Source organism: Gulosibacter hominis, from assembly GCF_904842695.1.
GTDB classification, from domain to species: domain Bacteria; phylum Actinomycetota; class Actinomycetes; order Actinomycetales; family Microbacteriaceae; genus Gulosibacter; species Gulosibacter hominis.
On sequence record NZ_CAJGWQ010000001.1, the window covers coordinates 290,998 to 313,603 of the forward strand.

Consider the following 22,606-nt stretch of genomic DNA (forward strand, 5'->3'; position numbering starts at 1 on the left):
GCCACGCGCTGCGCGTGCCTGAACCGAACGGAAGTCTGGTTTTGGAACCACATCTCGTGCAGGAGCTGCCAACGATCCCGCTGTGGCTCGATCTCACCGCCGTTGCCTTTGGTGCGCTGTCCGCTTCTGCAACCGCCGAAGGGGTGCAGCGGCAGGGCCGCCGCATCGACTGGCTGGGAGTGGCCATCCTCGGTGTTTCGGTCGGTCTCGGTGGCGGTTTTATGCGTGATCTGCTGCTCGGGGTGCCGCCGGCCACCATCCAAAACAATTGGTACGTGCTCACCGCGGCGCTCGCGGCACTGTGCGGTATGTGGCTGTCGTACGCGTTGAATCGCATCAATGTGGCCGTCACCATCCTGGATGCAATGTCGCTCGGGGTGTTTGCAGTTGTGGGTACGTCGAAGGCAATCGGCTACGGGGTTGAACCGCTGCCGGCGATCATGATCGGCACCGTGGCCGCCGCCGGTGGTGGTGCCGTTCGCGACCTCTTGCTGCAGGTACCCGTCGGTGTGCTGTACGCGGGCACGTTCTATGCTGCCGCCGCTTTTTTTGGCGCAGCCTCGTACGTTGCCCTCGATCTACTTGGTGTTGGCACTATTACCGGCATGATCGTGTGTTTCACGGTCACGGTCGCGATCCGCATGGCAAGCGTGTGGTGGGGGCTGTCGCTACCCGAACAGATGGCGCTGCGACTACCGCAGCGGCTACGTGAACCGAACCGTGAACGCTTGCTGCTGCGCCGGTACAAGCGCGGCTCAAAACCGACCACGCGCCCCATCCCCATCACCGAGTCGACCCGCAAGCGTAAACGCCGCCGGCGCGCATCCGACTAAAAACAAGCGGGCGGTGATGGCCATTGTGCACCATCACCGCCCGCTATCTGCGTGGGGCTACGCCGAGGGCATAACCTCAACCACACCATCGCGAATCGCGCGGTTCATACCCGACACAATCGCCTTCAGTGATGCGGTAGAAATGTCGGGATCAATGCCGACACCCCACAGCCGGGTGTCGCCGATCTCGATCTCAACATAGGCCGCTGCCAGCGCATCCCCCGATGCCGACAGAGTGTGCTCGACATAGTCGAACAGGCGAACGCCATAGCCGCGATCATTCACGGCGTTGAGGAAGGCATTGATCGGGCCATTACCACCGGCAGTCACAACCCGGGTGTCATCGCCATTGCGCAGCTTCACCTCGAGCTGCGTGCTGCCGTCCATCTCGGTTGCGGTGCGGGTGCCAAAAATTTCAATCTGGCCCCAGCGCTTGTCAGCGCTCTTGCTCGGCAGGTATTCGTCGTTAAAAATATTCCAGATTTCATCGGCCGAAACTTCGCCGCCTTCGCTGTCGGTGCGCTGCTGCACGAGCTGCGAAAACTCAATCTGCAGGCGCCGCGGCAGATCGAGGTTGTGGTGCTCTTTCAGCAGGTAAGCCACGCCGCCCTTACCCGACTGCGAATTGACGCGAATAACGGCCTCGTAGTTGCGTCCCAGGTCGTGCGGGTCGACCGGCAGGTAGGGCACCTGCCACTCGATCTCGCTGACCGGCTTGCCCTCGGCTTCGGCGCGGGCTTCGAGCGCTTCGAAACCCTTTTTGATGGCGTCCTGGTGTGAGCCAGAAAACGCCGTGTACACGAGGTCGCCGCCCCACGGGGTGCGTTCACCCACGCGCAGCTGGTTGCAATATTCAACCGTGCGACGAATCTCATCAATATCGCTGAAGTCGATCATCGGATCGATCCCCTGCGTGAACATGTTGACACCCAGGGTGACCAGGTCGACGTTACCGGTGCGCTCACCGTTACCGAACAGGCAGCCCTCGATGCGGTCGGCGCCGGCCAGATAACCGAGTTCGGCTGCCGCAACAGCTGTGCCGCGGTCATTGTGCGGGTGCAGCGACAGCAAAATCGAGTCGCGGCGAGCCAGGTGGCGATTCATCCACTCAATCGAATCGGCGTACACATTGGGCGTGGCCATCTCAACAGTCGCCGGCAAGTTGATGATCATCTTGTGCTCGGGAGTGGGATCAAACGCTTCGATCACCGCATTGCACACCTCGACGGCATAGTCGAGTTCAGTACCGGTATAGCTTTCTGGCGAGTACTCCCAATAAATGTCAGTGCCTTCCGCGAGGTGCGCAAAGCGCTGACACATGCGCACGCCCTCGAGCGCAATTTGTTTGACGCCCTCGCGGTCCTGGCGGAAAACCACCTCGCGCTGCAGCGTCGAAGTCGAGTTGTACAGGTGCACGATCGCACGCTTTGCACCGCGCAGCGACTCGAACGTGCGCTTGACCAGGTGCTCGCGAGCCTGAGTCAGCACCTGAATCGTGACGTCATCCGGGATCAGATCTTCGTCAATCAGCTGACGGATGAAGTCGTAGTCGGTCTGGCTCGCAGAGGGAAAGCCCACCTCGATTTCCTTGTAACCCATGCGCACGAGCAGCTCGAACATGACCTTCTTGCGCTCGGGAGACATTGGGTCGATAAGTGCCTGGTTACCGTCGCGCAGATCAACCGCACACCAGCGAGGAGCTTCGGTAATTACCCGGTCGGGCCAGGTGCGATCGGGCAGGGTGACACCGAACTGATCGTGATACGAGCGGTAGCGGTGGACGGGCATCTTTGACGGCTGCTGGAAATTTTGCATTTTTCACTCCCTGCGCTGCCGATGTGCACACCGACAGCGACTTTTTCGCCGGCACCTGTGGGCGGGATTCATCAGTTCCAGGTGTAACTACCGGAACAGGTGCCTTACTGTTCAAAATGGCCTAAGCCAACGACACACTCCGCGACGAGGAAGGCTTAGTTGCTAAGCCTCGTCGCGGCAACGAAGAAGGAGGGTGCCGTTTCGGAACATGTGGTCATCGTAGCACTGTCGACCGCCCGAGTTCTGCATAAACAGGCCGTCTAGAGCAGGCCGTGTTCGTAGGCGTACACCACCAGCTGCACCCGGTCGCGCAGCGAAAGTTTTGCGAGGATGCGCGAAATGTGAGTCTTGACGGTCGCCTCCGAGAGGAATTCTTTGGCAGCGATCTCGCTATTTGACATGCCCTTGGCCGCCAAAAAAAACATCTCTCGCTCACGCTCGGTGAGGGCCGAGAACTCTTCTGGTTCGCCACCGAGCCGGCCGGGAGCCTGCGAAAAACGGCGAATGAGATCGGCCGTGGCCTGGGCGGCAAACACTTCGGAGCCCGAGTGCACGGTGCGGATCGCCGCCAGCAAAAACTCCGGGTCAGCATCTTTGAGCACAAAACCGGATGCGCCGACCGCGACCGCGCGTGCCACAGCTTTGTCGAGGTCAAAAGTGGTCAACACCAGCACACGGGTCTCGAGGCCACGCGCCACAATTTGCTGGGTCGCTTCGATACCGTCCATATTGGGCATCCGCACGTCCATGAGCAGCACATCCGGTTTTACCGTTGCCGCCAATCGGATCGCTTCATGACCGTCGCCAGCCTCGCCAACAAATTTCATGTCGGGCTGACTCTCAATCAGCATCCGAATGCCGCCCCGAAAAAGCTGTTGATCGTCAACGAGCGCGACAGTTATTGGACTGCCAGAAGCGGGAGTCGAGGTGGGCACGTGGGTCTCCGTTCTGATCGGTGCCGCCAAATGAGCGCAATCATTCTTGCACGCGCACTGGGGCATTTGCTGGTGCGTTGCTGGTCTAAGGCTCTCCGGTCACGCGTTATGGCTGCGGCCGTGTCGCTAAAGGTGCCGTCGTGCTGGGGTCTGTGAACTGCCAGGTTTGGTCGCGTTCTGCAGCGGCCAGTGCAGCTCCCTGGAATGGCACTCGTGCGCGCACCACAAACTGATTTCCTTCGGTGCCAGCCTTCACCAGGCCACCGATCACGAGGATGCGTTCTCGCATCCCAATCAATCCGTGACGAGCACCCGAGAGCGTCGGGGCGCGTTCGGTGAGATCATTCCGCACGGTGATATCGAGCGCACTGCCCCAGTCGAGCTGCACCGTGGTGGGTTTCAGGCCGTCACCGTACTTGAGCGAGTTGGTGAGTGCCTCTTGGATGAGCCGATAAACAGCCACCTGCGTGGCTGCACCGAGCGAGCGCCGCTCACCGGTCTCTTGCAGCGTGACCCGCAAGCCAGCGGTGCGCAGCCGTTCGACGAGGCTGTCGAGATCGGCCATCGACTGTTGGGGGCCGCTCGGTTGGGTGTGGCGTAGCTGCGCCAAAAGCGCCCGTACCTCGACAAGCGCCGATCGTGCCGTATCGGCGATCGTGCCGAGCACCTGCGCCGACTTCGCGGGATCGGATTTTGCGAGATAACGCGCCCCGTCTGCCTGGGCGACCACCACCGCGAGCGAGTGGGCCACCACATCGTGCATATCGCGAGCAATCTGGTGCCGCTCTTGTTCAACCACGAGTTGCTCGCGGCTGCGCTCATATTCAAGCTCCACCAGCTGCGCCGCGTGGGCTGTTTCACGGCTAAACACCTGCACCCGTTGCACGAGCCCGGCGAGCCAAAAAATACCCGCGACAGCAGTAATTGGCAGCCCGAGATACAGCAGCGATTGCACCAGAGCAGCAAAACTGGCGAGACCACCACCGGTGAAATTACCGATCAAAATGAGGTCAGTGCGCGGGAACATCGCCAGGTGCAGCGCATAAAAAAGCGAAAAAAAGACCGAGGCCAACGCACTCGTCGCAAACCCACGACGGTAGGCATGCGCCGCACACGAGTAGAACACCATCAGCAGGCCAAGGTCATTACCGTGCGGCGGCGCGCCAGTGAGCAGCTTGACCAGGAACCCGATTGAAACAATCGCCAGCGCAATTTCGGGCGAGATTCGCCGCAGCACCATACCGGCCGTAAAAAACGGCCAGGTTGCGGCCACCGCCCAATCAAAATAGAAGCTCCAGTCGCTGGTGAGCACATAGGGGAACCCCACAGTGAGCATCAGCGCCATCCCGACCACGAGATCAGTGAGCCACACCTCCCGCGGTTGCGGTCGGATATAGGCGCGCAGGTAGTCAATCATGATGCTCAGCACCAACTAGGGCTAAAAACCAAGTTTCCCGAGCTGCTTCGCGTCACGCTGCCAGTTACTCGCCACCTTCACATGCAGCTGCACACGCACTTTTTCACCCGCGATAGCCGAGATCTGCTTCGCGGCACGCTGTCGCACCCGCTTGAGCCGGCTGGCCTGATGACCGATAACAATTCCCTTTTGGCTCTCGCGCTCAACGAACAGGCTCGCGTACAGTTCGAGCACGCCGTCCTCGCCCTCGTCCATATCGTCGATGAGCACGGCAATTGAGTGCGGCAGTTCTTCATGTACGCCCTCAAGCGCCGCCTCCCGGATGAGCTCCGCCGCCCGCTGCTCAAACGTCTCCTCGGTGATCATTTCATCGGGATACAGCTGCGGTGACTCCGGCATCGCCGCCAAAAGCTCACCAACCAGCGGCTCGAGATTAAAGTCTTCCAGCGACGATACCGGCACAATCGCATCCCAATCGCGAAGCTCCGAAACCGCCAGTAGCTGTTCCCCGACCTTGCTCTTAGAGACCGTCTCGCACTTGGTCACAATCGCGATTTTTCGCGCCTGCTTAGCAGCGTCAAGCTGGTCGTTGATGAACCGGTCGCCGGGGCCGATTGGTTCACCAGCTGGCACACAAAAACCAATCACGTCAACATCGGTGAGCACCTCTTCGACCATGTCATTGAGGCGCTGACCCAGCAGAGTGCGCGGCCGGTGAATACCCGGTGTGTCAACAATGATCAGCTGCCCGCTGGGTCGATGCACGATACCCCGCACGGTGCGCCGGGTGGTCTGCGGCTTTGATGAGGTGATGACGATCTTCTCACCCACCAGCGCATTAGTCAGGGTTGATTTCCCGACATTCGGCCGGCCAACAAAAGTGACAAACCCGGCTCGATACGGCTCGGTGTTGGTTTCGCTCATAGCCCACTCTCTGTTTTGGATGAGAACTCGGATCGGGTCACGATTCGCACAGTGTTACGCAAATAGCTCGGCACGCAAATAACACGGCACTTAGCGCTCAATTATCCGCCGTGCTCATTGTCTCGCGGATACCGGCGGCGGCGCGGCTCAGCGGTACCGTACCCCTCATCAAGCACGCGCTCGATCGAATCGGGTAGTTCGCCATAGTCGCCGTCAGCATCGGGATCGGCCACCGAACGCACCAGCACTGTCGTTACACGTCGACGTCGTCCACTGCGCTCGGCGCGCAGTTCGAGACCGTGTGTCACCACCGTATCGCCAGGTTCAGGCACCTTGCCAAGTTCTTTGCCCAACAGGCCACCAACCGAGTCGACATCGTCATCCTCGAGATCAACATCAAAAAGCTCTCCCAGCTCGCTCGTGGACATCCGCGACGGCACCCGCAGCGAACCATCGGCAACCAGTTCGGCAGCGTCGCCGCCCCGATCGTATTCGTCGTCAATATCCCCGACGATCTCTTCGATCAAGTCTTCCATCGACACCAGCCCCGCTACTCCGCCATACTCATCAATCACGATGGCAAAGTGCACGCTTTCACGGCGCATCCGTTGCAGCAGATCGTCAGCCCGCAGCGATTCGGGCACGATCAGCGCTGGCCGCAGATGTTCGGTAACGCCGGCGTTGCGATCACCCTGTTCATCAAGCAAGTAGCGCGACAAATCTTTTTGGTAGGCAATTCCGCGCACATCATCGCCGTCGCGACCAATCACCGGCACGCGAGAAAAACCGGCATTAAACATGATTTCGAGCGCTTCGGCCACGGTTGATTCTGCATCCACCGAAACCATATCGGTGCGGGCCACCATCAGCTCGCGAGCGTAGTGATCACCGAACGTGACCACCGAGTGGATGAGCTCACGGTCGTCCTCATCAAATACCGCGAGCTCGGTGGCTTCATCCACCATCGACAGCAGCTGCTCTTCAGAGGTGAGCCGCCCCGCGCGTGCCGGCCGGCCCGGCGTAACCGCATCACCGATGGTGACCAGCAGATCGGCGATCGGCCCCACCACGACTCGGCAGCCGCGCACCAGCCAGGCGGTAAACCGCAGCGTGGCTTCGGGATGCGCCCGCCCGATCGAGCGCGGGCTCGAGCCGGTCACCACAAAACCCACTACGAGCATCACGCCACTGGCGATCAGGAATGCCAGCAGGTCGTCATCAAGCGTTCGCGCCACCGCAATGGCCACCGCAACACCGGCCATGGTTTCTAGTGCAATACGGGTGAACGAAATCGCTGTTGTATGCGCACCAATACCGGCCGCAATGTGGCGGGCGGCCCCCGGACGACGCTGTTGTTCCGCAATTTCTTCAATGTCTGACCGCGAAAGCGACCCGAGCGCGGCCTCGGCTGCTGAGAGCGTCGCGGTAACGGGCACCACAGCTACCGCGATGACCGCGATCAATATCCAGATCACCGGCGGTGACCTCCCCGGCGTTCGATCTCGGCAAAGCTCGCCAGCAGCTCGGCCTGCAGTGCGAACATTTCGCGGTGTTCTTCGGGCTCGGCGTGATCAAACCCCAAAAGGTGCAGGGTGCCGTGTGTCACCAGCAGCGCGATCTCCTCAATCGGGCTAACCCCGTGCTCGACAGCCTGAGCTTCGGCCACCTGCGGGCACACCACCACATCGCCCAGCAGCCCCGGCGGGGTGCGACGCTCAATCGAGCCGGGTCGAAGCTCATCCATCGGGAAGCTCAACACATCAGTGGGCCCGGGTTCGTTCATCCACTGCACGTGCAGCTCTTCCATCGGACCCACATCAACAAAAACAATATTGAGTTCGGCATCCGGATGGATATAGAGCTTGTCGAGCACGTGGGTGGCAAGCCGCAGGATGAGAGCCTCGTCGACGGCCAGATTGGATTCATTGTTGATTTCAATGCTCATCGCTGGTTCCTTCGCTGGTTACCGTGCGTCCCGCCACGCCGCGAACGTTCGCTGGAGGCGCGCTGCTGCTGTGCATCCCATGCGGTGTATGCATTCACGATCTCACCAACGAGCGTGTGGCGCACCACATCCTCGCTGGTGAGCTGTGCGAAATGCACATCCTCGACTTTGCCGAGCACCGACGAAGCGTGTTTCAAACCCGAAGCGCCATCGGGCAGGTCAATCTGTGTGATGTCACCGGTGACGACCATCTTCGAGCCAAAACCGAGCCGCGTGAGAAACATCTTCATTTGCTCGGGTGTGGTGTTTTGGGCCTCATCCAAAATGACAAACGCATCGTTGAGCGTGCGACCACGCATATAGGCAAGCGGCGCCACTTCGACAACATTGGTCGCCATGAGCTTCACCACAAGATCCGGGTCGAGCATCTCTTGTAGCGCGTCAAACAGCGGCCGCAAATAGGGGTCGATTTTGTCATTCAGCGTGCCGGGCAAAAACCCGAGCCGCTCCCCCGCTTCAACTGCCGGCCGGGTGAGAATGAGCCGGGTTATTTCTTTGCGCTGTAGCGCCTGTACAGCCTTCGCCATCGCGAGGTACGTCTTGCCGGTACCGGCCGGCCCAATACCGAAGGTGATGGTGTGCTCATCAATCGCGTCAACATAGCGCTTCTGTCCGAGCGTTTTCGGCCGAATCGTTTTACCGCGCGACGAAACGATGGCCTCGCCAAGCACCTGCGCTGGCGCCGGCGCACCGGGTGTGGCCAGCAGTTTTGCGCTGCGTGATACCTGCTCGGGTTCTACCGGAATACCCCGCCGAGCAAGTTCGAGCAGTTCGTCAACTAGCTGCTGTGCAGCGGCAACCTCTTGCTCGGTTCCGCGGAAGGTGAGTTCATTCCCGCGAGCCAAAACGCTCACGCTCGGGTGTTCGCGCTCGACGGTTTTCAACAGCCGGTCGCCGGGGCCCAGTAGCTGCACCATCGGCACACTCTCGACCACCATCGTCCGCTCGATGAATTCACCATCGGGCCGTGTGAATTGCTGATTAGCGCTATTAGGCAAGTGATCCCTCTTCAAGGCCACCGGCGAGCACATGCGCGTGCACGTGGAAGACGGTTTGTCCGCCGCCGGCACCGGTGTTAAATACCAGTCGGAAATCGCCATCCGAGTGTGCGGCGGCAATTTGTTTTGCCACCGCAACCACATGAGCCAGTAGCTCCGGGTCGCCGCTGGCGAGTTCGGTGACATCGCGATACTGCTCGGTTTTGGGAACCACGAGTACGTGAACCGGCGCCTGCGGGGCAATGTCACGGAAAGCAATCACCCGATCGTCTTCAAACACGATGTCGCTCGGGATTTCGCGCTGGATAATTCGAGTAAAAACGCTGGGCTCAGTCATGGTATTCAGTCTAGTTGGCCGTGCCAGATGAACCGCCGAAAGCTGGCGGGCACACCGCTACCAGCGACCCAGCTTGCACTGCAGCACCGCGATAGCAGCCGGCCCCGCGGTGGAGGTTCGCAGCACCTCGGCCCCGAGCCGAACCCGCTGCGCACCCAATTGCGTAAACTCATCAAACTCGCGTGACTCAATCCCGCCCTCGGGACCCACCACGAGCACAATGTCGTCGGCGACGCAATCGACCTCGCTGAGCCGAGTTTCAGCGCGCGGATCAAGCACTATCACCTGTGCCGCCGACAGCCGCTGCATCAGCTGCGGCACGCTCGCGGCAAAATCTTCAACAGCGGGCAACCACGCCGAAAGCGACTGTTTCGCAGCCTCGCGACAAATACTCGTCCAGCGGTCCCGCTGCCGGGCGACCTTCTCGCCGCGCCACTGCGAAACCGAGCGATGCGCCTGCCACGGGGTCACCGAACTCACGCCGAGTTCTACCGCGGCCTGCACCGCCATTTCGTCACGACCGCCCTTGGCGAGTGCCTGCACCAAATGGATGCGCGGGGTCGGTTCAGGTTCGCGAACAACTTCCAGCACACGCACCTCAAAAGTGCTGGGTGAGACGGCGACAGTTTCGCAGACCACACGCATCCCGTGCCCGTTCAGCAGCTCAATCTGCTCACCAACCTGCAGCCGCGCCACTTTCACCGCGTGGCGCGCCTCATCACCGCCGACGGTAATGAGCTCACCGGCCGCGGTATCAGCGAGCTCGGCAACAAGATACGCGTGCGCCATTAGCGCCCGAACCGTTCACGCATTCGCGAAAAAAGGCCGTGTTTTTCGGTCGCGAGCTTCGGCTTGGTGGAGTTGCGGTCGCGCTCAGCGAACTCGCGCAGCAGTTCCTTCTGGCGGCTATCGAGCTTGGTCGGAGTGACCACCTGCACGGTGACTTTCACATCACCGCGCTGGGTTGATTGCAGGCGCGTGATGCCGCGGCCGGCCACTGTGAGCACCTCTCCCGACTGCACACCGGCGGGAATTTCGAGTTCGATATCGCCATCAAGCCCCGGCAGGGTGACCTGCTCACCGAGCACCGCGTCAACCATGGCAACCTCGAGCACGCACTCGAGATCATCTCCCGAGCGCTGCCACACCTCGTGGTCCCGCACTCGAATCTCGAGGTACAGATCGGCGTTGGCGCCACCGGCGGGGCCGGCCTCACCCTGACCGGGCAGCCGGATGCGCAGGCCCGAGTCGACACCGGCGGGAATATCCACCGGGATGGTCGTGCGTGCCCGCACACGCCCCTGACCGTGGCAGGTGGTGCAGTGCTTGTCAATCACCGTGCCGTAGCCGTGGCAGGTGCCACACGGCGAGGTGGTGACCACGGGCCCGAGCACCGAACGCACCTGGCGGCGCACTTCCCCTGCCCCGCCACATTCTGAACAGGTCTTCGGTGATACACCGTCGGCACAGCAGCTCCCGTCACAGTCGGGACAGCGCTCAGCGGTGTTGACCTCAATATCGCGATGCGTGCCAAACATCACCTCGTGCAGGTCGAGATCGACGTGCACCAGTGCATCCTGCCCGCGCTGCGCACGCGAACGCGGACCGCGGCCACCGGCTGCACCGCCAAAGAAGGCGTCAAAAATATCGCCAAATCCAAAACCACCGCCGGCGCTCGGCCCGGCATCGTACTGTCGCCGACGCTGCGGGTCACCCAGGGTGTCGTAGGCCGCGGTCACATCCTTAAACTGTTCGGCAGCCTCCGGTGACGGATTCACATCGGGATGCAGCTGCCGCGCGAGTTTGCGATAGGCCTTTTTGATTTCGTCCTGGCTTGCATCGCGAGCTACACCGAGAGTCTCGTAAAAATCTGCCAAGTTAAACGGCTCCTCATGAGTGTGGTTAAAAAACGTGGTAGTCGGTGGGGTTCACCGCGGCACGAATCAATCGTGCAAATCATCGGTGAGTCGCGATAGGTAGCGGGCAACCGCACGCACCGCGGCAATATTGTTCGAATAGTCCATTCTTGTGGGCCCCAGCAGCCCAACGCGCGCCGCGCCGCCCTCGGCTCGATACTGGGTTGCCACCACACTGGTTTCTTCCAGCGTGGCATTTTCGTGTTCGTGTCCGATCGATACCGCCACTTCGCGATCATTAATATCCAATTCGGTGAACAGTCGCAGCAGCACCACCTGTTCTTCGATCGCTTCGAGCAGCGGCAGGATGGTCGAAAAATCGCGCTCTGAGCGCGCCAGGTTGGCGGCACCGGCAATTACCAGGCGATGATGTTGGTTCGCCAGCACCTGGTCGACAAGCGCTGCCGCCAACGGAGTGGCCGCCGCCACATCCTCGGGGGCGAGGAAATCTTGGGGGTTGCGCAACAGTGCCGCCGCATCCCGCAGCCGCTTCCCGACAAGCTGTTCATTGAACCGATCCCGCAGCCGCTCGAGCAGTTCGGCGCTTGCGGGTTCGCGAAGCTCGGTGATGCGCTGCTCAACGCGACCGCTATCGGTAATGAGCACCGTGAGCACCCGGCGCTCATGCAGCGGCACGAGTTCAATGCGGTGCACATCGGTGTTGAGCAGGGACGGTAGATGCCCAATGGCAACCGAGCCGGTCAGCTGGGCGAGCATCCGCACCGACCTGTCGAGCAGCTGCTCGGGGTCGAGCGTCCCGGCCATGAACTGCGAAATCGCCCGCCGCTGGGCCGGTGAGAGGGGGCGCACCTCGGCCAGCCGGTCGACGAAAACGCGATATCCCTTATCGGTCGGGATGCGCCCGCAAGAGGTGTGCGGTGCGGTGATGAGTTCAGCCTCTTCAAGCGCCGACATATCGTTTCGAATCGTTGCCGCCGAGACGTTAAAACCGTGCCGGTCGACGATTCGTTGCGAACCCACCGGCTCGCTGGTGGCGACATAGTCTCCGACAATTGCGCGCAGCACCTCGAGGCTCCGCTCGGTAATCATCAGTTCACCACCGTTCTGAATTTGCACTCAAACATGCTGACTGCCAATTGTACGCCGCCAGAGCACCAGGTTTAATGTTTCGCTGCCCGCGTAACCTACAATCGGCACCGCGTTGCTGACACCTTGCTCGTGTTAGCTGTGTGGATAACCGATACGCACGGGAAGGAATATTCCAAATGACTTCGACCCCCGACCAGTCGCAACCCGGCGACGGCGCCCAACAGCACAATCCCTACGGCGCTGGCCAACAAAACAACGGCCAGCAGAACGCCTACGGCGCTGGCCAGCAACAGCAGCCACCGGCCATGAACCCCAATACCTCGCTCATGTGGGGCCACCTGTTGAATATCGTCTCGGTTATTGGCCCACTCGTGTACTGGCTCGCAACGCGTGAACAGAGCGAGGCACACGATCGCGAGGGTAAAGAGGCGCTCAACTGGGGCATCACCGTGGCAATCGCATCAATCGCCTGCAGCCTGCTTTACATCATCCCCTTTATTGGCGGGGTAATCGGCGGCACCCTCATGGGCGCGGTTGGGCTTGTGAACCTTATCTTCGCGATTTACGCGGCCGTTGAAACCAGTCACAAGGGCGGCTACCGCTACCCGTTCACGCTCAACCTCGTGAAGTAAGCCACCGGCCCAACTAGGTGAGCGCCCGCGCCACCACATCCGCGAGCAGCCGGCCACGCAGCGTCAGCACGATCCGCCCCCGCATCGCCGCTGTCGCATCCACCAGCTGATCGGCGATGAGCTCGGCCACCCGCGAGCGGTCGGGCAGCTCGGCAACCGGCAGCCCCTCGGCCAATCGTGTGCGCAGCAGCACCCGCTCAAGCTGGCGCGCATCGGCATCGAGCACCTCGCGGCCGTGCGCGGGTGAAACACCGGCAGCGAGCCGGTCACCATAGGCGGCGGGGTGCTTCACATTCCAAAAGCGCACGCCGGCAATGTGGCTGTGCGCACCGGGGCCGAACCCCCACCAGTCGGTGTCGTGCCAGTACGCCAGATTGTGGCGCGAGGGGTGCTCACCGGCAAGCGACCAATTGGAAATTTCGTACCAGCTAAACCCTGCCGCTTGCAGCCGGGTGTCTGCGAGCTCATACATTTCGGCCTGCAGATCGTCATCAACCGGTGGCAGCTCTCCCCTGCGGATACGCCGCTCGAGTGCCGTACCGGGCTCAACAATCAGCGCATAGGCAGAAATATGGGTCGGTTCCAGGGCGATTGCGGCCTCGAGCGAACGCTCCCAATCGGCAAGCGTTTCGCCTGGGGCGCCGTAAATCAGGTCGACCGAGGTTTCGAGCCCGGCAGCTTTTGCGGCGGCAACCACCTCGGGTACCCGCTCGGGTGTGTGGGTGCGATCAAGCGTGGCGAGCACGCTCGGAACCGCCGACTGCATCCCAAAACTCACCCGGGTAACCCCACCGGCACGCAGTGCGGCAAGTTTTTCCGCATCCACGGTGTCGGGGTTTGCCTCAACGGTAATTTCCGCATCCGCAACAATGCCGAAGGTGTCGCGCAGCGCGGCCAGCACCGTGACAAGATCATCGGCCGCGAGAAGCGTCGGTGTGCCGCCGCCAAAAAACACCGTCGATAGTGGCTCGTGATGTCCCACGCGGTCGAGTACCGACCGCGCCAGGGCGATCTCACGCAGCACCGAGTCAGCGTAGTTACTGCGACTCACCGAGCCGAGTTCATCAGCGGTGTAGGTGTTGAAATCGCAATATCCGCAGCGCACCCGACAAAACGGGATGTGCACATACGCACCAAATTGCCGCCCCGGCGCCATCTCATCAAGCGGTAGCGCACCGTCAGCGGGTACCGGTTCGCCAAGCGGCAGCGCGCTAGGGGGCAACTCGACCGTTCTTGTCGAAAGCAGCGGCCGTTGCCGGCATCAGCTCGCGCCAGAATGCCTCCATCTTTTCGGCCACCATTTCGATTTCGCGCTGCGGGAATGACGGAAACGCTGAGTCTTCACGTTTGGTGCGCAGCGAGAGAAAATTCATCAGCGAACGCGCGTTCATCGTGACGTACATGCTCGAATAAATATTCACCGGCAGCACCGACCGGGCCACCTCGCGAGCAACCCCCGCTGCGAGCATCCGCTGGTACGACTCATAGGCGCGAGTCGACGAGTCGCGAATCTCGTTTTCGACCAGCTCGTGCTGTTCGGGAGTGCCAGGGAAAAACTCATATTTGCCGGGGCGGCCCTCCTGCACGAGCATGCGTTCGCGGTTCGGTACATAAAACACCGGACGCAGCTGCCGATAGCGGCCCGATTCTTCGTTGTAGCTGGCCATCCGGTGCCGCTGAAATTCGCGGAACACAAAAATCGGTGCCGAAACGTAAAACGTCATTGAGTTGTGTTCAAACGGAGTGCCGTGACGGTCGCGCATCAAAAAATTGATGAGACCGAGGTCACGTTTGGCGAGTTCTGTTGATTCGGATGCTGCCGCATCCGTCTCGAGGGTCTGCTCGCCCACCGTCGAAACGCGCGCCGAATACAGCACATCGGTGTCGCTTGCCTGCGCACGCACCAGTTCGACAGTTACATCATCACGGAATTCAATCGCGTCACTCACGCCGACAGCCTACCCTGCCTGGTTGCGCTCGGCACGCTCGAAACCGATCGCCTGCCGCATCGCGGCGCGGGCACGGTTCGTGTCACCGGCAGCACGGTAGGCGAGCGAAAGACGCGCCCAGGCGGCCCACGATTCGGGGGCAGCCTCCACCTCGGTCTTCCAGCGCTCAAAATCGGCATCGGCAGCTTCGCGCACCACGCGCCCGCTTGGCCGCTTCGGCAGGTTATCTTCGGGCAACGCATCCGCTTCGGCCAGCTGCTGCAAGAGGTGATTTCCTTGCACCGCAAACATCAGATCGCGCACCACAAGCACCGCACCGAACAGCGGAAAAATGATCAGCGCCGCACCCATAGCAATCGCGATGAGATCGCCCGATGCAATGAGCCCCCAGGCAATTCCGACAACAACGACCAGATAGATGACCGTGAGTAGTGTGACAAATAGCACACCCCACATCGCCGGTGGCCACCGCTTCATTGGGCGCCACTCCCCCGCGCATCGCTGTCATCCAGCCCCAGCAGCTGCTCAAGCCCGACGGTAACGCCTCGAGCCGTCGCCGCGGCCTGCAAGGCCAGCAGGATGCCGTGGGCATACGCCTCGGACGAAAGGGTTTCGTAGCGGATTTCGAGCGTCTCGCCCACGCCGCCAAAAATCACGCGCTGATCGGCAACCACTCCCTGCAGCCGCAGCGAATGAATCGGAACCCCGGCAACCGCTTCACCGCGGGCCCGCTGCTCGACAAACGGCGGCTCTAGCGGTGCCTGCCGCGCAGCCGCAATGGCCTCGGCGGTGCGCACCGCGGTGCCCGAGGGCGAATCAATTTTGCCGTCGTGATGCGACTCAATGATTTCCACCGACTCGAATAGTTTCGCCGCCATGGTCGCGAGCTTGGTGCCGAGCACCGACCCAATCGAAAAATTCGGCACGACAATAACGCCGCGATCTTCGGGAAGCGTCGATTCGAGTTCGGCAATGCGGCCGCTATTCCAGCCACTTGTGCCGATGACGACATTGCTGCCGTGTTGCACGGCAAAATCAACCACTCGGCGAGAGACCTCGTAGTTTGTGACATCGATCACCACATCGGCGCCGAGCATCTCATCGAGCTCGCTCGAGCTGTCGAGCTGCGAGTGCAGCGTAAACTCATCCGACTGTGCAACAAGGTTGCTGATCAGCCGCCCCATTCGCCCAGTGGCACCGGTAATGGCAATTGAAATCGTCATGGCTCCAGCCTAGGTCGTCGCCGCTCACTGCACGCTGCGGTAAAAAACATCCACTGTGCGCGACAACCAGCTAAACCTAAATCGCCGGGAACCACGACCGCCCGGTTCGCTCCGCCGGCGCAAGATGCGACACATCCCCAAACAGCACGAGCTCGCTCGGCTTACCGGTGCGCAACCGGATCACGGTCAGGGCGCAATTGCCGGTACCCAGCGCGAGCCAGCGCCAGCGCGGAAGTTCGAGAGTGCGCCGCACAAACTCTCCGATCACGAAGTTGTGGGTAACGAGCAGTGTGTGCCGGTCTTCTCCCGAGCGGGTCAACCAGTTTTCGGCAGCATCGTGCATTTGCGCCTCACCGGCCTCGATCGCTTCTTCGCTCACCCCTGAAAAAAACGTCGCGTAGCCTTCGGGCGCGTCTTCACCCGATGAGGGGATGCAATCAAACAGCAGGTTTGACGGTTCGATAGCCGGCCCCTGCGTGTAGTTGTCGAGGATTGCCGCGGTCTCGACTGCACGCTCCAGCGGCGAGGTAAATGCCGCGTCAAACGGGACCTGCCGCAGCCGTGCCCCAAGGGCATGTGCCTGGCTCTGGCCCCGCGGTGAGAGCGGTCCCTCGTCAATACCGAACTCAGCGTTTTCTTGTTCGCCATGCCGAACGAGATACAGGTAGTGGCTCATAGTGCCTGCTCCAGACGCGTTGCCGCCGCCGCTGTCAGCGGACCGATTACCGATACCGTGCACAGGTTCGCCACCAGGTCTTGCGCGAGCGCCTGCACCTCATCGCGCGTCACCGCCTCTAATCTCGCCACGGCAACATCGAGGTCGGCAAATTCGCCCAGCACCGTTTCGGCACGACCGAGCCGATGCATCCTGGTGACATTCGATTCGAGTGCGAGCGCGCCGGCGCCTGCCCCCGACGACACCGCATCGGCGAGTTCGGTTTCGGTCACGCCCTCATCGGCAATGCGCTGCAGCTCGGCAACTGCCACGTCCACCGCCTCGGCGGCACGATCGGGGCGGCAGCCCACATAAACACCACCAATACCGGCATCGGTGTGACCGGCGCTGAACGAGTGCACCGAATAAGCGAGCCCGCGCTTTTCCCGAACCTCTTGGAATAGCCGTGAAGCCATCCCGCCACCGAGTATGTGATGCAGCATTGCGTTCGCATTGCGGCGCTCATCGGTTGCGTGGATGCTCGGCCCGGCGATCACAATATTGGTCTGTTCGAGTGCGCGATCAATATGTGTAAAACCACCGGCGGGCTGCACGAGTGCCCCATTGCGTCGATCCACGGGCGGCTTTCCGGCGGCATCGGGCCAGCCGCCAGCTTCGAGCCCGGCGCTGAGAATTGCGAGGGCCTCATCATGATCGACGCGCCCGGCGATCGCCACGACGAGTCGGTGCGGCTCGTAGTTGCGGCGGTAGAAGTCATAGACCTCGTCGCGATTCACCGCCGAAATCGACTCAACGGTGCCAGCAATCGGGCGGCCCAGGGGATGCTCACCAAAGTGGGTTGCCCACGCCGCATTCCACAGCACATCGATGGGATCATCGTCGCTCATCGCGATCTCTTCGAGAATCACCCCGCGCTCGGTGGCAAATTCGGCCGGGTCGAGCAGTGACGAAGTGATCATGTCAGCGAGCACGGTGAGCGCCATTGGCAAATCGTGGTCACGCACCCGGGCGTGATAGTAGGTCTGCTCGCGCGAAGTGGCCGCGTTGAAGTCGCCACCCACGCGCTCAAACTCGGTGGCCACATCGCGCGCGCTGCGGCTGGGAGTGCCCTTAAACAACAGATGTTCGAGAAAATGGCTCGAACCGTACTCGGCAGCCGATTCATCTCGAGAACCGAGCGGAACAAAAAAGCCGACCGTTGCCGAGGCGGCGCCGGGCACATCCTCGGTGATGAGCCGCAGTCCGTTCGGCAGCACGGTTCGTCGCAACCGTGCGCCACCGGCAACTTCGGCATCAATTTCGGGCAGCGTGAGTGAAAGTTCAATGGGCGTAGTCATGTTGATCGGCGAACAGCCTACCCGCCGCCTGTGACATCAGCCCCGAACTCCTCCAGGATTCGCAGATTCCCTCATGGCAACGTAAGTCTCAGGTATTACCGACCAATCGTGACTGCGAGGTATGACGTGACTCTTCCCACCAATAACCCCTACGAACAGCTCCCCGAGGTCGCCGCGCTGCAGGTATCAGCCGAGTTTACGGATGGTGACACGCTCCCGATGGCACATGTGGGCGCATCCCACGGTGGTGCCGAGCGCTCACCCGCTCTGCGCTGGCAGGCCGTGCCGGGAGCCAAAAGCTACACCGTCACCTGCTACGACCCCGACGCTCCCACCATGTCGGGTTTTTGGCATTGGGTGGTGTACAACCTGCCCGCCGACTGCCTCGACCTGCCCGAGAACGCCGGTAGTGGCGATCTGGCCGACCTTCCCGAGGGCTCAAGCCTCGGTTTCAACGAGGCGCTCGGCCGCGAATACATCGGCGCCGCTCCCCCGGCGGGCCACGGGCCGCACCGCTATTTTTTTACGGTGCAGGCACTTGACTCGCGACTCGATCTGCCCGATGACCTGACCGCCGCTCGCGTGCACTTCATGCTGCGCGAGCACGTCATCGCTCGCGGTCACGTGATGGCGGTGTTTGAGCAGCCCGCCGAATAGTTGCCGACCGCAAACGACTGCTCCCCACCGATCAGCTTGATCAGTGGGGAGCAGTTCAATTAGTGGCGGCTAGTGTTGAGCAAGCCGAGCCCGGCTACTCGTCAGCCGACTCTTCCGTTTCGGCCTTGTCTCCGGCCTCATCCTCATCGAGCACGGGCTCAAGCGAAAGCTTGCCACGGCTGTCAATCTTGGTGACGCGCACGAGCAGCTTCTGCCCCACCGAGAGCACCGACTCAACATCATCGATGCGCTTACCGCCGGCGAGCTTGCGCACCTCAGAGATGTGCAGCAGACCGTCTTTACCGGGCAGCAGCGAGATGAAGGCACCAAACGAAGCGATCTTCACGACCGTACCGAGGTACTGTTCGCCAACCTCGGGGGTCTGCGGGTTAGCGATCTGGTTCACCGCGTCGCGAGCAGCCTCGGCCGAAGGACCGTCGGTTGCACCAATAAACACGGTGCCGTCGTCTTCGATCGAAATCTCCGCGCCAGTGTCTTCCTGAATCTGGTTGATGACCTTGCCCTTGGGGCCGATCACCTCACCGATCTTGTCAACCGGGATCTTCACCGAAATGATGCGCGGTGCGGTGGGTGCCATCTCGTCCGGCTCATCGATCACAGCGTTGATTGCCTGGTCGAGTATCTGAATGCGGGCATCGTGCGCCTGCTGCAGTGCCGCGTCGAGCACCTCGCTGGGGATACCGTCGAGCTTGGTGTCGAGCTGCAGCGCGGTGATGAACTCGGCAGTACCGGCGACCTTGAAGTCCATATCGCCCAGCGCATCCTCGGCACCGAGAATATCGGTCAGCGCCTGGTATTTCATCTGGCCGTCGATCTCAGCCGAAACCAGGCCCATGGCAATACCGGCAACCGAGGCGCGCAGCGGCACACCGGCGTTGAGCAGCGAAAGCGTCGACGCACAGACCGACCCCATCGAGGTCGAACCGTTCGAGCCGAGGGCTTCCGACACCTGTCGAATCGCGTAGGGGAACTCTTCGCGAGTGGGCAGCACCGCGATCAGTGCCTTCTCGGCGAGGTTACCGTGACCGATTTCGCGACGCTTCGGCGAACCCACTCGGCCGGTCTCACCGGTTGAGTAGGGCGGGAAGTTGTAGTGGTGCATGTAGCGCTTGCTCTCAACCGGCGAGAGCGAGTCGATCTGCTGCTCCATCTTGAGCATGTTGAGCGTGGTGACACCGAGAATCTGGGTTTCACCGCGCTGGAAGATGGCCGAGCCGTGCACGCGGGGAACCACGTCGAGTTCGGCGTCAAGCTGGCGAATATCGGCAACGCCACGGCCATCCATGCGCACGCCCTCGGTGAGGATGCGGCCACGAACAACGTCCTTGGTGACGCTCTTGTACGCTGCCGAAACCTGCTCGAGCGAGCCCTCGGGCAGTTCCTCGGCCTCAACCTTCGCCGCGATGGCTTCCTTGACGCGCTCCTTGAGTGCGTCGTCGGCATCCTGACGCGCGATCTTCTCGGCGATCTGGTAAACATTGCCGAGCTCAGCCTCAGCGAGCTCACGCACAGCGTCGAGCACCTCGGGCGTGTAGGCCGGGAAGGTCGGGTATTCGGCAACCTGCTTGTTGACCTGGTCAGCAACCTGCTGCTGGGCTCGAATAAGCTGGGCGATGAACGGCTTCGAAGCCTCCAAGCCCTGCGCGACCACGCGCTCGTCAGGCTTCTGTGCGCCGGCCTTGATGAGATCCCAGGCGTTGTCGGTGGCCTGTGCCTCAACGGTCATGATGGCGATGTCTTCGCTACCGTCCTTGCGGGTGATCAGACGGCCCGCGACCGTCAGCTCGAACACCGCTTCGCTCAGCTGCGAGTGCTTCGGGAATGCCACCCACTGGCCGTCAATCAGCGCGATTCGCACCGCACCAATCGGGCCCGAGAACGGCACACCAGAAATTTGCGACGACATCGACGCCGCGTTCACCGCGAGCACGTCATAGGTCTCATCGGGTGCGATCGAAAGCACGGTCACCACGATCTGCACCTCGTTGCGCAGGCCGTCGATAAACGACGGGCGCATCGGGCGGTCGATCAGGCGGCATGCCAAAATCGCCTCGGTCGAGGGGCGACCCTCGCGGCGGAAAAACGAGCCGGGAATCGCGCCCTTCGCATAGGCGCGCTCTTCAACGTCAACCGTCAGCGGGAAAAAGTCGAAGTGATCTTTCGGCTGCTTCGAGACGCTGGTGGCCGACAGCAGCATAGTTTCGCCGTCGAGGTAGGCCACGGCCGAGCCCTGCGCCTGCTGGGCGAGACGGCCGGTTTCGAAACGGATTGTGCGAGTGCCGAATTTACCGTTATCGATGACGGTCTCGGCGAACTTGATTTCGGGACCCTCCAAGGTCTCCTCCTTCTGTCGCCCGCACAGTGCTGGCGTGGCTCAACACCGAGCGGTGCCAAGCATCTCGCGCTGACCATCAGTAACCAAGTTCTGGAATTGCTCCAGCCCTCCGCCACCGACAATCAGTCGCGTAAGCGCTATGCGGATGGATACGAACTAGCCCAGTGTATCCCGAGACACTGCAAAACCGCCGGTGTGCCAGCAAAACGCCAGCCGCGGCACACCGGCGGCGATGCCTAGTTGCGTGCCACATCCAGGGCACGCTGCAAATCGGCAATCAGATCGGCAACCGGTTCAATACCAACCGAGATCCGCACCAGCCCCGCACTAATGCCGGCAGCTTCTTGAGCTTCCGGAGTCATCGAAGCGTGCGTCATCGTGGCCGGATGCGCAACGAGCGATTCGGTGCCGCCGAGCGACTCAGCCAGGCTGAACAATTGCAGCGAATCGACGAATTTGCGAACCGCATCCAGGCCGCCAGCAAGTTCAATCGACAGCATCGCACCAAAGCCTCGCTGCTGCTGCGCAGCCAACTCGTGCTGCGGATGCGCTGTCAGCCCCGGATAGTTGATGCGGGTAATTGCCGGATGCTCGGCGATTGCCGCGACGATGTCTTGGGCGTTGCGCTGGTGCCGCTCGACACGCACTTCGAGTGTTCGCAGCCCGCGCAGCACCTGGTGCGAGTCGACAGGAGAAGCGGTCAGCCCGAGCACATTACCCCACCAGTCAAAGAGTTCGGCGTGCTCGGCGCTCTTGGCAACCACCGCGCCCTGCACCACATCCGAGTGACCATTGAGGTACTTGGTGACCGAGTGCACGACCACATCGACACCGAACTCGAAAGGCTGTTGCAGCAGCGGCGTGAGGAAGGTGTTGTCGGCAACAACCAGCGCACCGATCTCGTGGGCGGCCGACGTTACGGCCCGCAAGTCGGTAATGCGCAGCAGCGGGTTCGACGGGGTCTCAAGCCACACGAGTGCGGGTTTCAGCTGCTGCAAGCGCGTTCGAGCGGCTTCAGCGTCGGAGAAATCTACGGGCTCAAATTGGTAAAGCCCCTTGCTTGCCAACTGCTCAAACTGCCGCCACGAGCCGCCATAACAGTCGTGCGGATATGCGACCGTGTCGCCGGCGCGCAGCAGCGCCACGATCGGCAGCAGCACTGCCGCCATACCGGTGGCGACGACGGTAGCGCCGGCACCGCCCTCGAGCTTTGCGATCGCTTCCCCGAGCAGTGCCCGGGTTGGGTTACCCGATCGGGTGTAGTCAAACTCGCGAGGTTCGCCGAGCGCTGCAAATGTGTAGTTGGTCGAGCTGTACACCGGTAGCACGACAGCTCCGTGGTTGCGGTCGGTTTCGATTCCAGCCCGGATGGCCTGGGTGAGTGCGGTTGGCTCGGTCACTATTCGCCTCTTTCACGTCTTCTGAATCCGGTCTTGCCGGTGTCGACAGGTTGAGGCGAACCTATTTGAGGATGCGCGATAGGCGCCAATGCGGCGCAGTAGTGCGTCACACGGCGCCATATCGCGTCATATTTATCACCGCGCCG

22 protein-coding genes are annotated in these 22,606 nt (G+C 61.5%); 3 read left to right on the forward strand and 19 right to left on the reverse strand.

The genetic code is table 11. The features are described 5' to 3' along the window. Positions 1–41: 41 nt before the first annotated feature. Positions 42–833: a trimeric intracellular cation channel family protein gene (locus JMV54_RS01335; protein WP_201517073.1), complete on the forward strand. Its 792-nt coding sequence runs from the start codon at positions 42–44 to the stop codon at positions 831–833. A 57-nt stretch (positions 834–890) separates the two neighbouring features. Here the strand turns inward: JMV54_RS01335 and leuA are convergent, their stop codons facing one another. From leuA to hrcA, 11 genes are all read right to left on the reverse strand, one after another. Beyond that, positions 891–2,648: a 2-isopropylmalate synthase gene (gene leuA, locus JMV54_RS01340; RefSeq protein WP_201517074.1), complete on the reverse strand. Its 1,758-nt coding sequence runs from the start codon at positions 2,646–2,648 to the stop codon at positions 891–893. Positions 2,649–2,908: 260 nt separating this feature from the next. After that, a complete protein-coding gene (locus JMV54_RS01345) occupies positions 2,909–3,583 on the reverse strand; it encodes a response regulator (protein ID WP_269144430.1) in 675 nt (224 codons plus the stop codon). A gap of 106 nt (positions 3,584–3,689) precedes the next feature. Beyond that, positions 3,690–5,012 carry a sensor histidine kinase gene (locus tag JMV54_RS01350; protein ID WP_201517076.1) on the reverse strand — a complete coding sequence of 441 codons (1,323 nt, stop codon included), beginning with the start codon at positions 5,010–5,012 and terminating at the stop codon, positions 3,690–3,692. Between the two features lie 9 nt (positions 5,013–5,021). After that, the gene (gene era / locus JMV54_RS01355) at positions 5,022–5,924 is read right to left on the reverse strand and encodes a GTPase Era (protein ID WP_201517077.1); all 903 of its coding nucleotides are present in this window, start codon (positions 5,922–5,924) and stop codon (positions 5,022–5,024) included. A gap of 101 nt (positions 5,925–6,025) precedes the next feature. Continuing rightward, entirely contained in the window at positions 6,026–7,399 is a 1,374-nt protein-coding gene (locus tag JMV54_RS01360; RefSeq protein WP_201517078.1) for a hemolysin family protein, read from the reverse strand. Continuing rightward, positions 7,396–7,869: an rRNA maturation RNase YbeY gene (gene ybeY, locus JMV54_RS01365; protein WP_201517079.1), complete on the reverse strand. Its 474-nt coding sequence runs from the start codon at positions 7,867–7,869 to the stop codon at positions 7,396–7,398. The genes JMV54_RS01360 and ybeY overlap by 4 nt, the downstream gene beginning before the upstream one ends. Continuing rightward, positions 7,866–8,867 carry a PhoH family protein gene (locus JMV54_RS01370; protein WP_230972754.1) on the reverse strand — a complete coding sequence of 334 codons (1,002 nt, stop codon included), beginning with the start codon at positions 8,865–8,867 and terminating at the stop codon, positions 7,866–7,868. The genes ybeY and JMV54_RS01370 overlap by 4 nt, the downstream gene beginning before the upstream one ends. Positions 8,868–8,919: 52 nt before the next feature. Next, complete coding sequence (locus JMV54_RS01375) at positions 8,920–9,264, reverse strand: histidine triad nucleotide-binding protein (RefSeq protein WP_201517080.1); 345 nt, start codon at positions 9,262–9,264, stop codon at positions 8,920–8,922. 57 nt (positions 9,265–9,321) lie between these two features. After that, positions 9,322–10,053 carry a 16S rRNA (uracil(1498)-N(3))-methyltransferase gene (locus JMV54_RS01380; RefSeq protein ID WP_201517081.1) on the reverse strand — a complete coding sequence of 244 codons (732 nt, stop codon included), beginning with the start codon at positions 10,051–10,053 and terminating at the stop codon, positions 9,322–9,324. Beyond that, a complete protein-coding gene (dnaJ, locus tag JMV54_RS01385) occupies positions 10,053–11,141 on the reverse strand; it encodes a molecular chaperone DnaJ (RefSeq protein WP_201517082.1) in 1,089 nt (362 codons plus the stop codon). Before dnaJ ends, JMV54_RS01380 begins: the two co-directional genes overlap by 1 nt. 66 nt (positions 11,142–11,207) lie before the next feature. Then, positions 11,208–12,230: a heat-inducible transcriptional repressor HrcA gene (gene hrcA / locus JMV54_RS01390; RefSeq protein WP_201517271.1), complete on the reverse strand. Its 1,023-nt coding sequence runs from the start codon at positions 12,228–12,230 to the stop codon at positions 11,208–11,210. 176 nt (positions 12,231–12,406) lie between these two features. On the opposite strand from hrcA, the gene JMV54_RS01395 reads away from it, so the two are divergent. After that, positions 12,407–12,862 carry a DUF4870 domain-containing protein gene (locus JMV54_RS01395; RefSeq protein WP_201517083.1) on the forward strand — a complete coding sequence of 152 codons (456 nt, stop codon included), beginning with the start codon at positions 12,407–12,409 and terminating at the stop codon, positions 12,860–12,862. A 13-nt stretch (positions 12,863–12,875) separates the two neighbouring features. Here JMV54_RS01395 and hemW read toward each other — a convergent pair whose 3' ends face one another. The 6 genes from hemW to JMV54_RS01425 all read right to left on the reverse strand — a co-directional run bounded on the left by hemW (position 12,876) and on the right by JMV54_RS01425 (position 18,047). After that, on the reverse strand, positions 12,876–14,018 hold the full coding sequence (hemW, locus tag JMV54_RS01400) for a radical SAM family heme chaperone HemW (RefSeq protein ID WP_230972776.1): 1,143 nt from the start codon (positions 14,016–14,018) through the stop codon (positions 12,876–12,878). 55 nt (positions 14,019–14,073) lie between these two features. After that, a complete protein-coding gene (gene thyX / locus JMV54_RS01405; protein ID WP_201517085.1) occupies positions 14,074–14,811 on the reverse strand; it encodes an FAD-dependent thymidylate synthase in 738 nt (245 codons plus the stop codon). Between the two features lie 9 nt (positions 14,812–14,820). Continuing rightward, positions 14,821–15,288, reverse strand: a complete 468-nt coding sequence (locus JMV54_RS01410) for a hypothetical protein (protein WP_230972755.1) — start codon at positions 15,286–15,288, stop codon at positions 14,821–14,823. Continuing rightward, positions 15,285–16,034, reverse strand: coding sequence for a 4-hydroxy-tetrahydrodipicolinate reductase (gene dapB / locus JMV54_RS01415; protein ID WP_201517086.1), 750 nt, complete (start codon positions 16,032–16,034; stop codon positions 15,285–15,287). The genes JMV54_RS01410 and dapB overlap by 4 nt, the downstream gene beginning before the upstream one ends. A 76-nt stretch (positions 16,035–16,110) precedes the next feature. Beyond that, positions 16,111–16,710: a histidine phosphatase family protein gene (locus JMV54_RS01420; protein ID WP_201517087.1), complete on the reverse strand. Its 600-nt coding sequence runs from the start codon at positions 16,708–16,710 to the stop codon at positions 16,111–16,113. After that, positions 16,707–18,047: a M16 family metallopeptidase gene (locus JMV54_RS01425; RefSeq protein ID WP_201517088.1), complete on the reverse strand. Its 1,341-nt coding sequence runs from the start codon at positions 18,045–18,047 to the stop codon at positions 16,707–16,709. The genes JMV54_RS01420 and JMV54_RS01425 overlap by 4 nt, the downstream gene beginning before the upstream one ends. A gap of 126 nt (positions 18,048–18,173) precedes the next feature. Here JMV54_RS01425 and JMV54_RS01430 point away from each other — a divergent pair, with 126 nt between their 5' ends. Continuing rightward, the gene (locus JMV54_RS01430) at positions 18,174–18,704 is read left to right on the forward strand and encodes a YbhB/YbcL family Raf kinase inhibitor-like protein (protein ID WP_230972756.1); all 531 of its coding nucleotides are present in this window, start codon (positions 18,174–18,176) and stop codon (positions 18,702–18,704) included. Between the two features lie 94 nt (positions 18,705–18,798). On the opposite strand, the gene JMV54_RS01435 is transcribed toward JMV54_RS01430, so the two are convergent. After that, on the reverse strand, positions 18,799–21,060 hold the full coding sequence (locus JMV54_RS01435; protein ID WP_201517089.1) for a polyribonucleotide nucleotidyltransferase: 2,262 nt from the start codon (positions 21,058–21,060) through the stop codon (positions 18,799–18,801). A gap of 236 nt (positions 21,061–21,296) precedes the next feature. After that, entirely contained in the window at positions 21,297–22,460 is a 1,164-nt protein-coding gene (metB, locus tag JMV54_RS01440) for a cystathionine gamma-synthase (protein WP_201517090.1), read from the reverse strand. Between the last annotated feature and the right edge of the window lie 146 nt (positions 22,461–22,606).

Coding starts and splice junctions, on each gene's coding strand:
- dapB (WP_201517086.1), bottom strand. CDS start 16,034: ATGACGATTTCAATTGCCATTACCGGTGCCACTGGGCGAATGGGGCGG.
- era (WP_201517077.1), bottom strand. CDS start 5,924: ATGAGCGAAACCAACACCGAGCCGTATCGAGCCGGGTTTGTCACTTTT.
- JMV54_RS01395 (WP_201517083.1), top strand. CDS start 12,407: ATGACTTCGACCCCCGACCAGTCGCAACCCGGCGACGGCGCCCAACAG.
- JMV54_RS01420 (WP_201517087.1), bottom strand. CDS start 16,710: ATGAGCCACTACCTGTATCTCGTTCGGCATGGCGAACAAGAAAACGCT.
- JMV54_RS01380 (WP_201517081.1), bottom strand. CDS start 10,053: ATGGCGCACGCGTATCTTGTTGCCGAGCTCGCTGATACCGCGGCCGGT.
- ybeY (WP_201517079.1), bottom strand. CDS start 7,869: ATGAGCATTGAAATCAACAATGAATCCAATCTGGCCGTCGACGAGGCT.
- hrcA (WP_201517271.1), bottom strand. CDS start 12,230: ATGATTACCGAGCGGAGCCTCGAGGTGCTGCGCGCAATTGTCGGAGAC.
- JMV54_RS01410 (WP_230972755.1), bottom strand. CDS start 15,288: ATGAAGCGGTGGCCACCGGCGATGTGGGGTGTGCTATTTGTCACACTA.
- leuA (WP_201517074.1), bottom strand. CDS start 2,648: ATGCAAAATTTCCAGCAGCCGTCAAAGATGCCCGTCCACCGCTACCGC.
- hemW (WP_230972776.1), bottom strand. CDS start 14,018: ATGGCGCCGGGGCGGCAATTTGGTGCGTATGTGCACATCCCGTTTTGT.
- JMV54_RS01425 (WP_201517088.1), bottom strand. CDS start 18,047: ATGACTACGCCCATTGAACTTTCACTCACGCTGCCCGAAATTGATGCC.
- JMV54_RS01375 (WP_201517080.1), bottom strand. CDS start 9,264: ATGACTGAGCCCAGCGTTTTTACTCGAATTATCCAGCGCGAAATCCCG.
- JMV54_RS01370 (WP_230972754.1), bottom strand. CDS start 8,867: ATGGTGGTCGAGAGTGTGCCGATGGTGCAGCTACTGGGCCCCGGCGAC.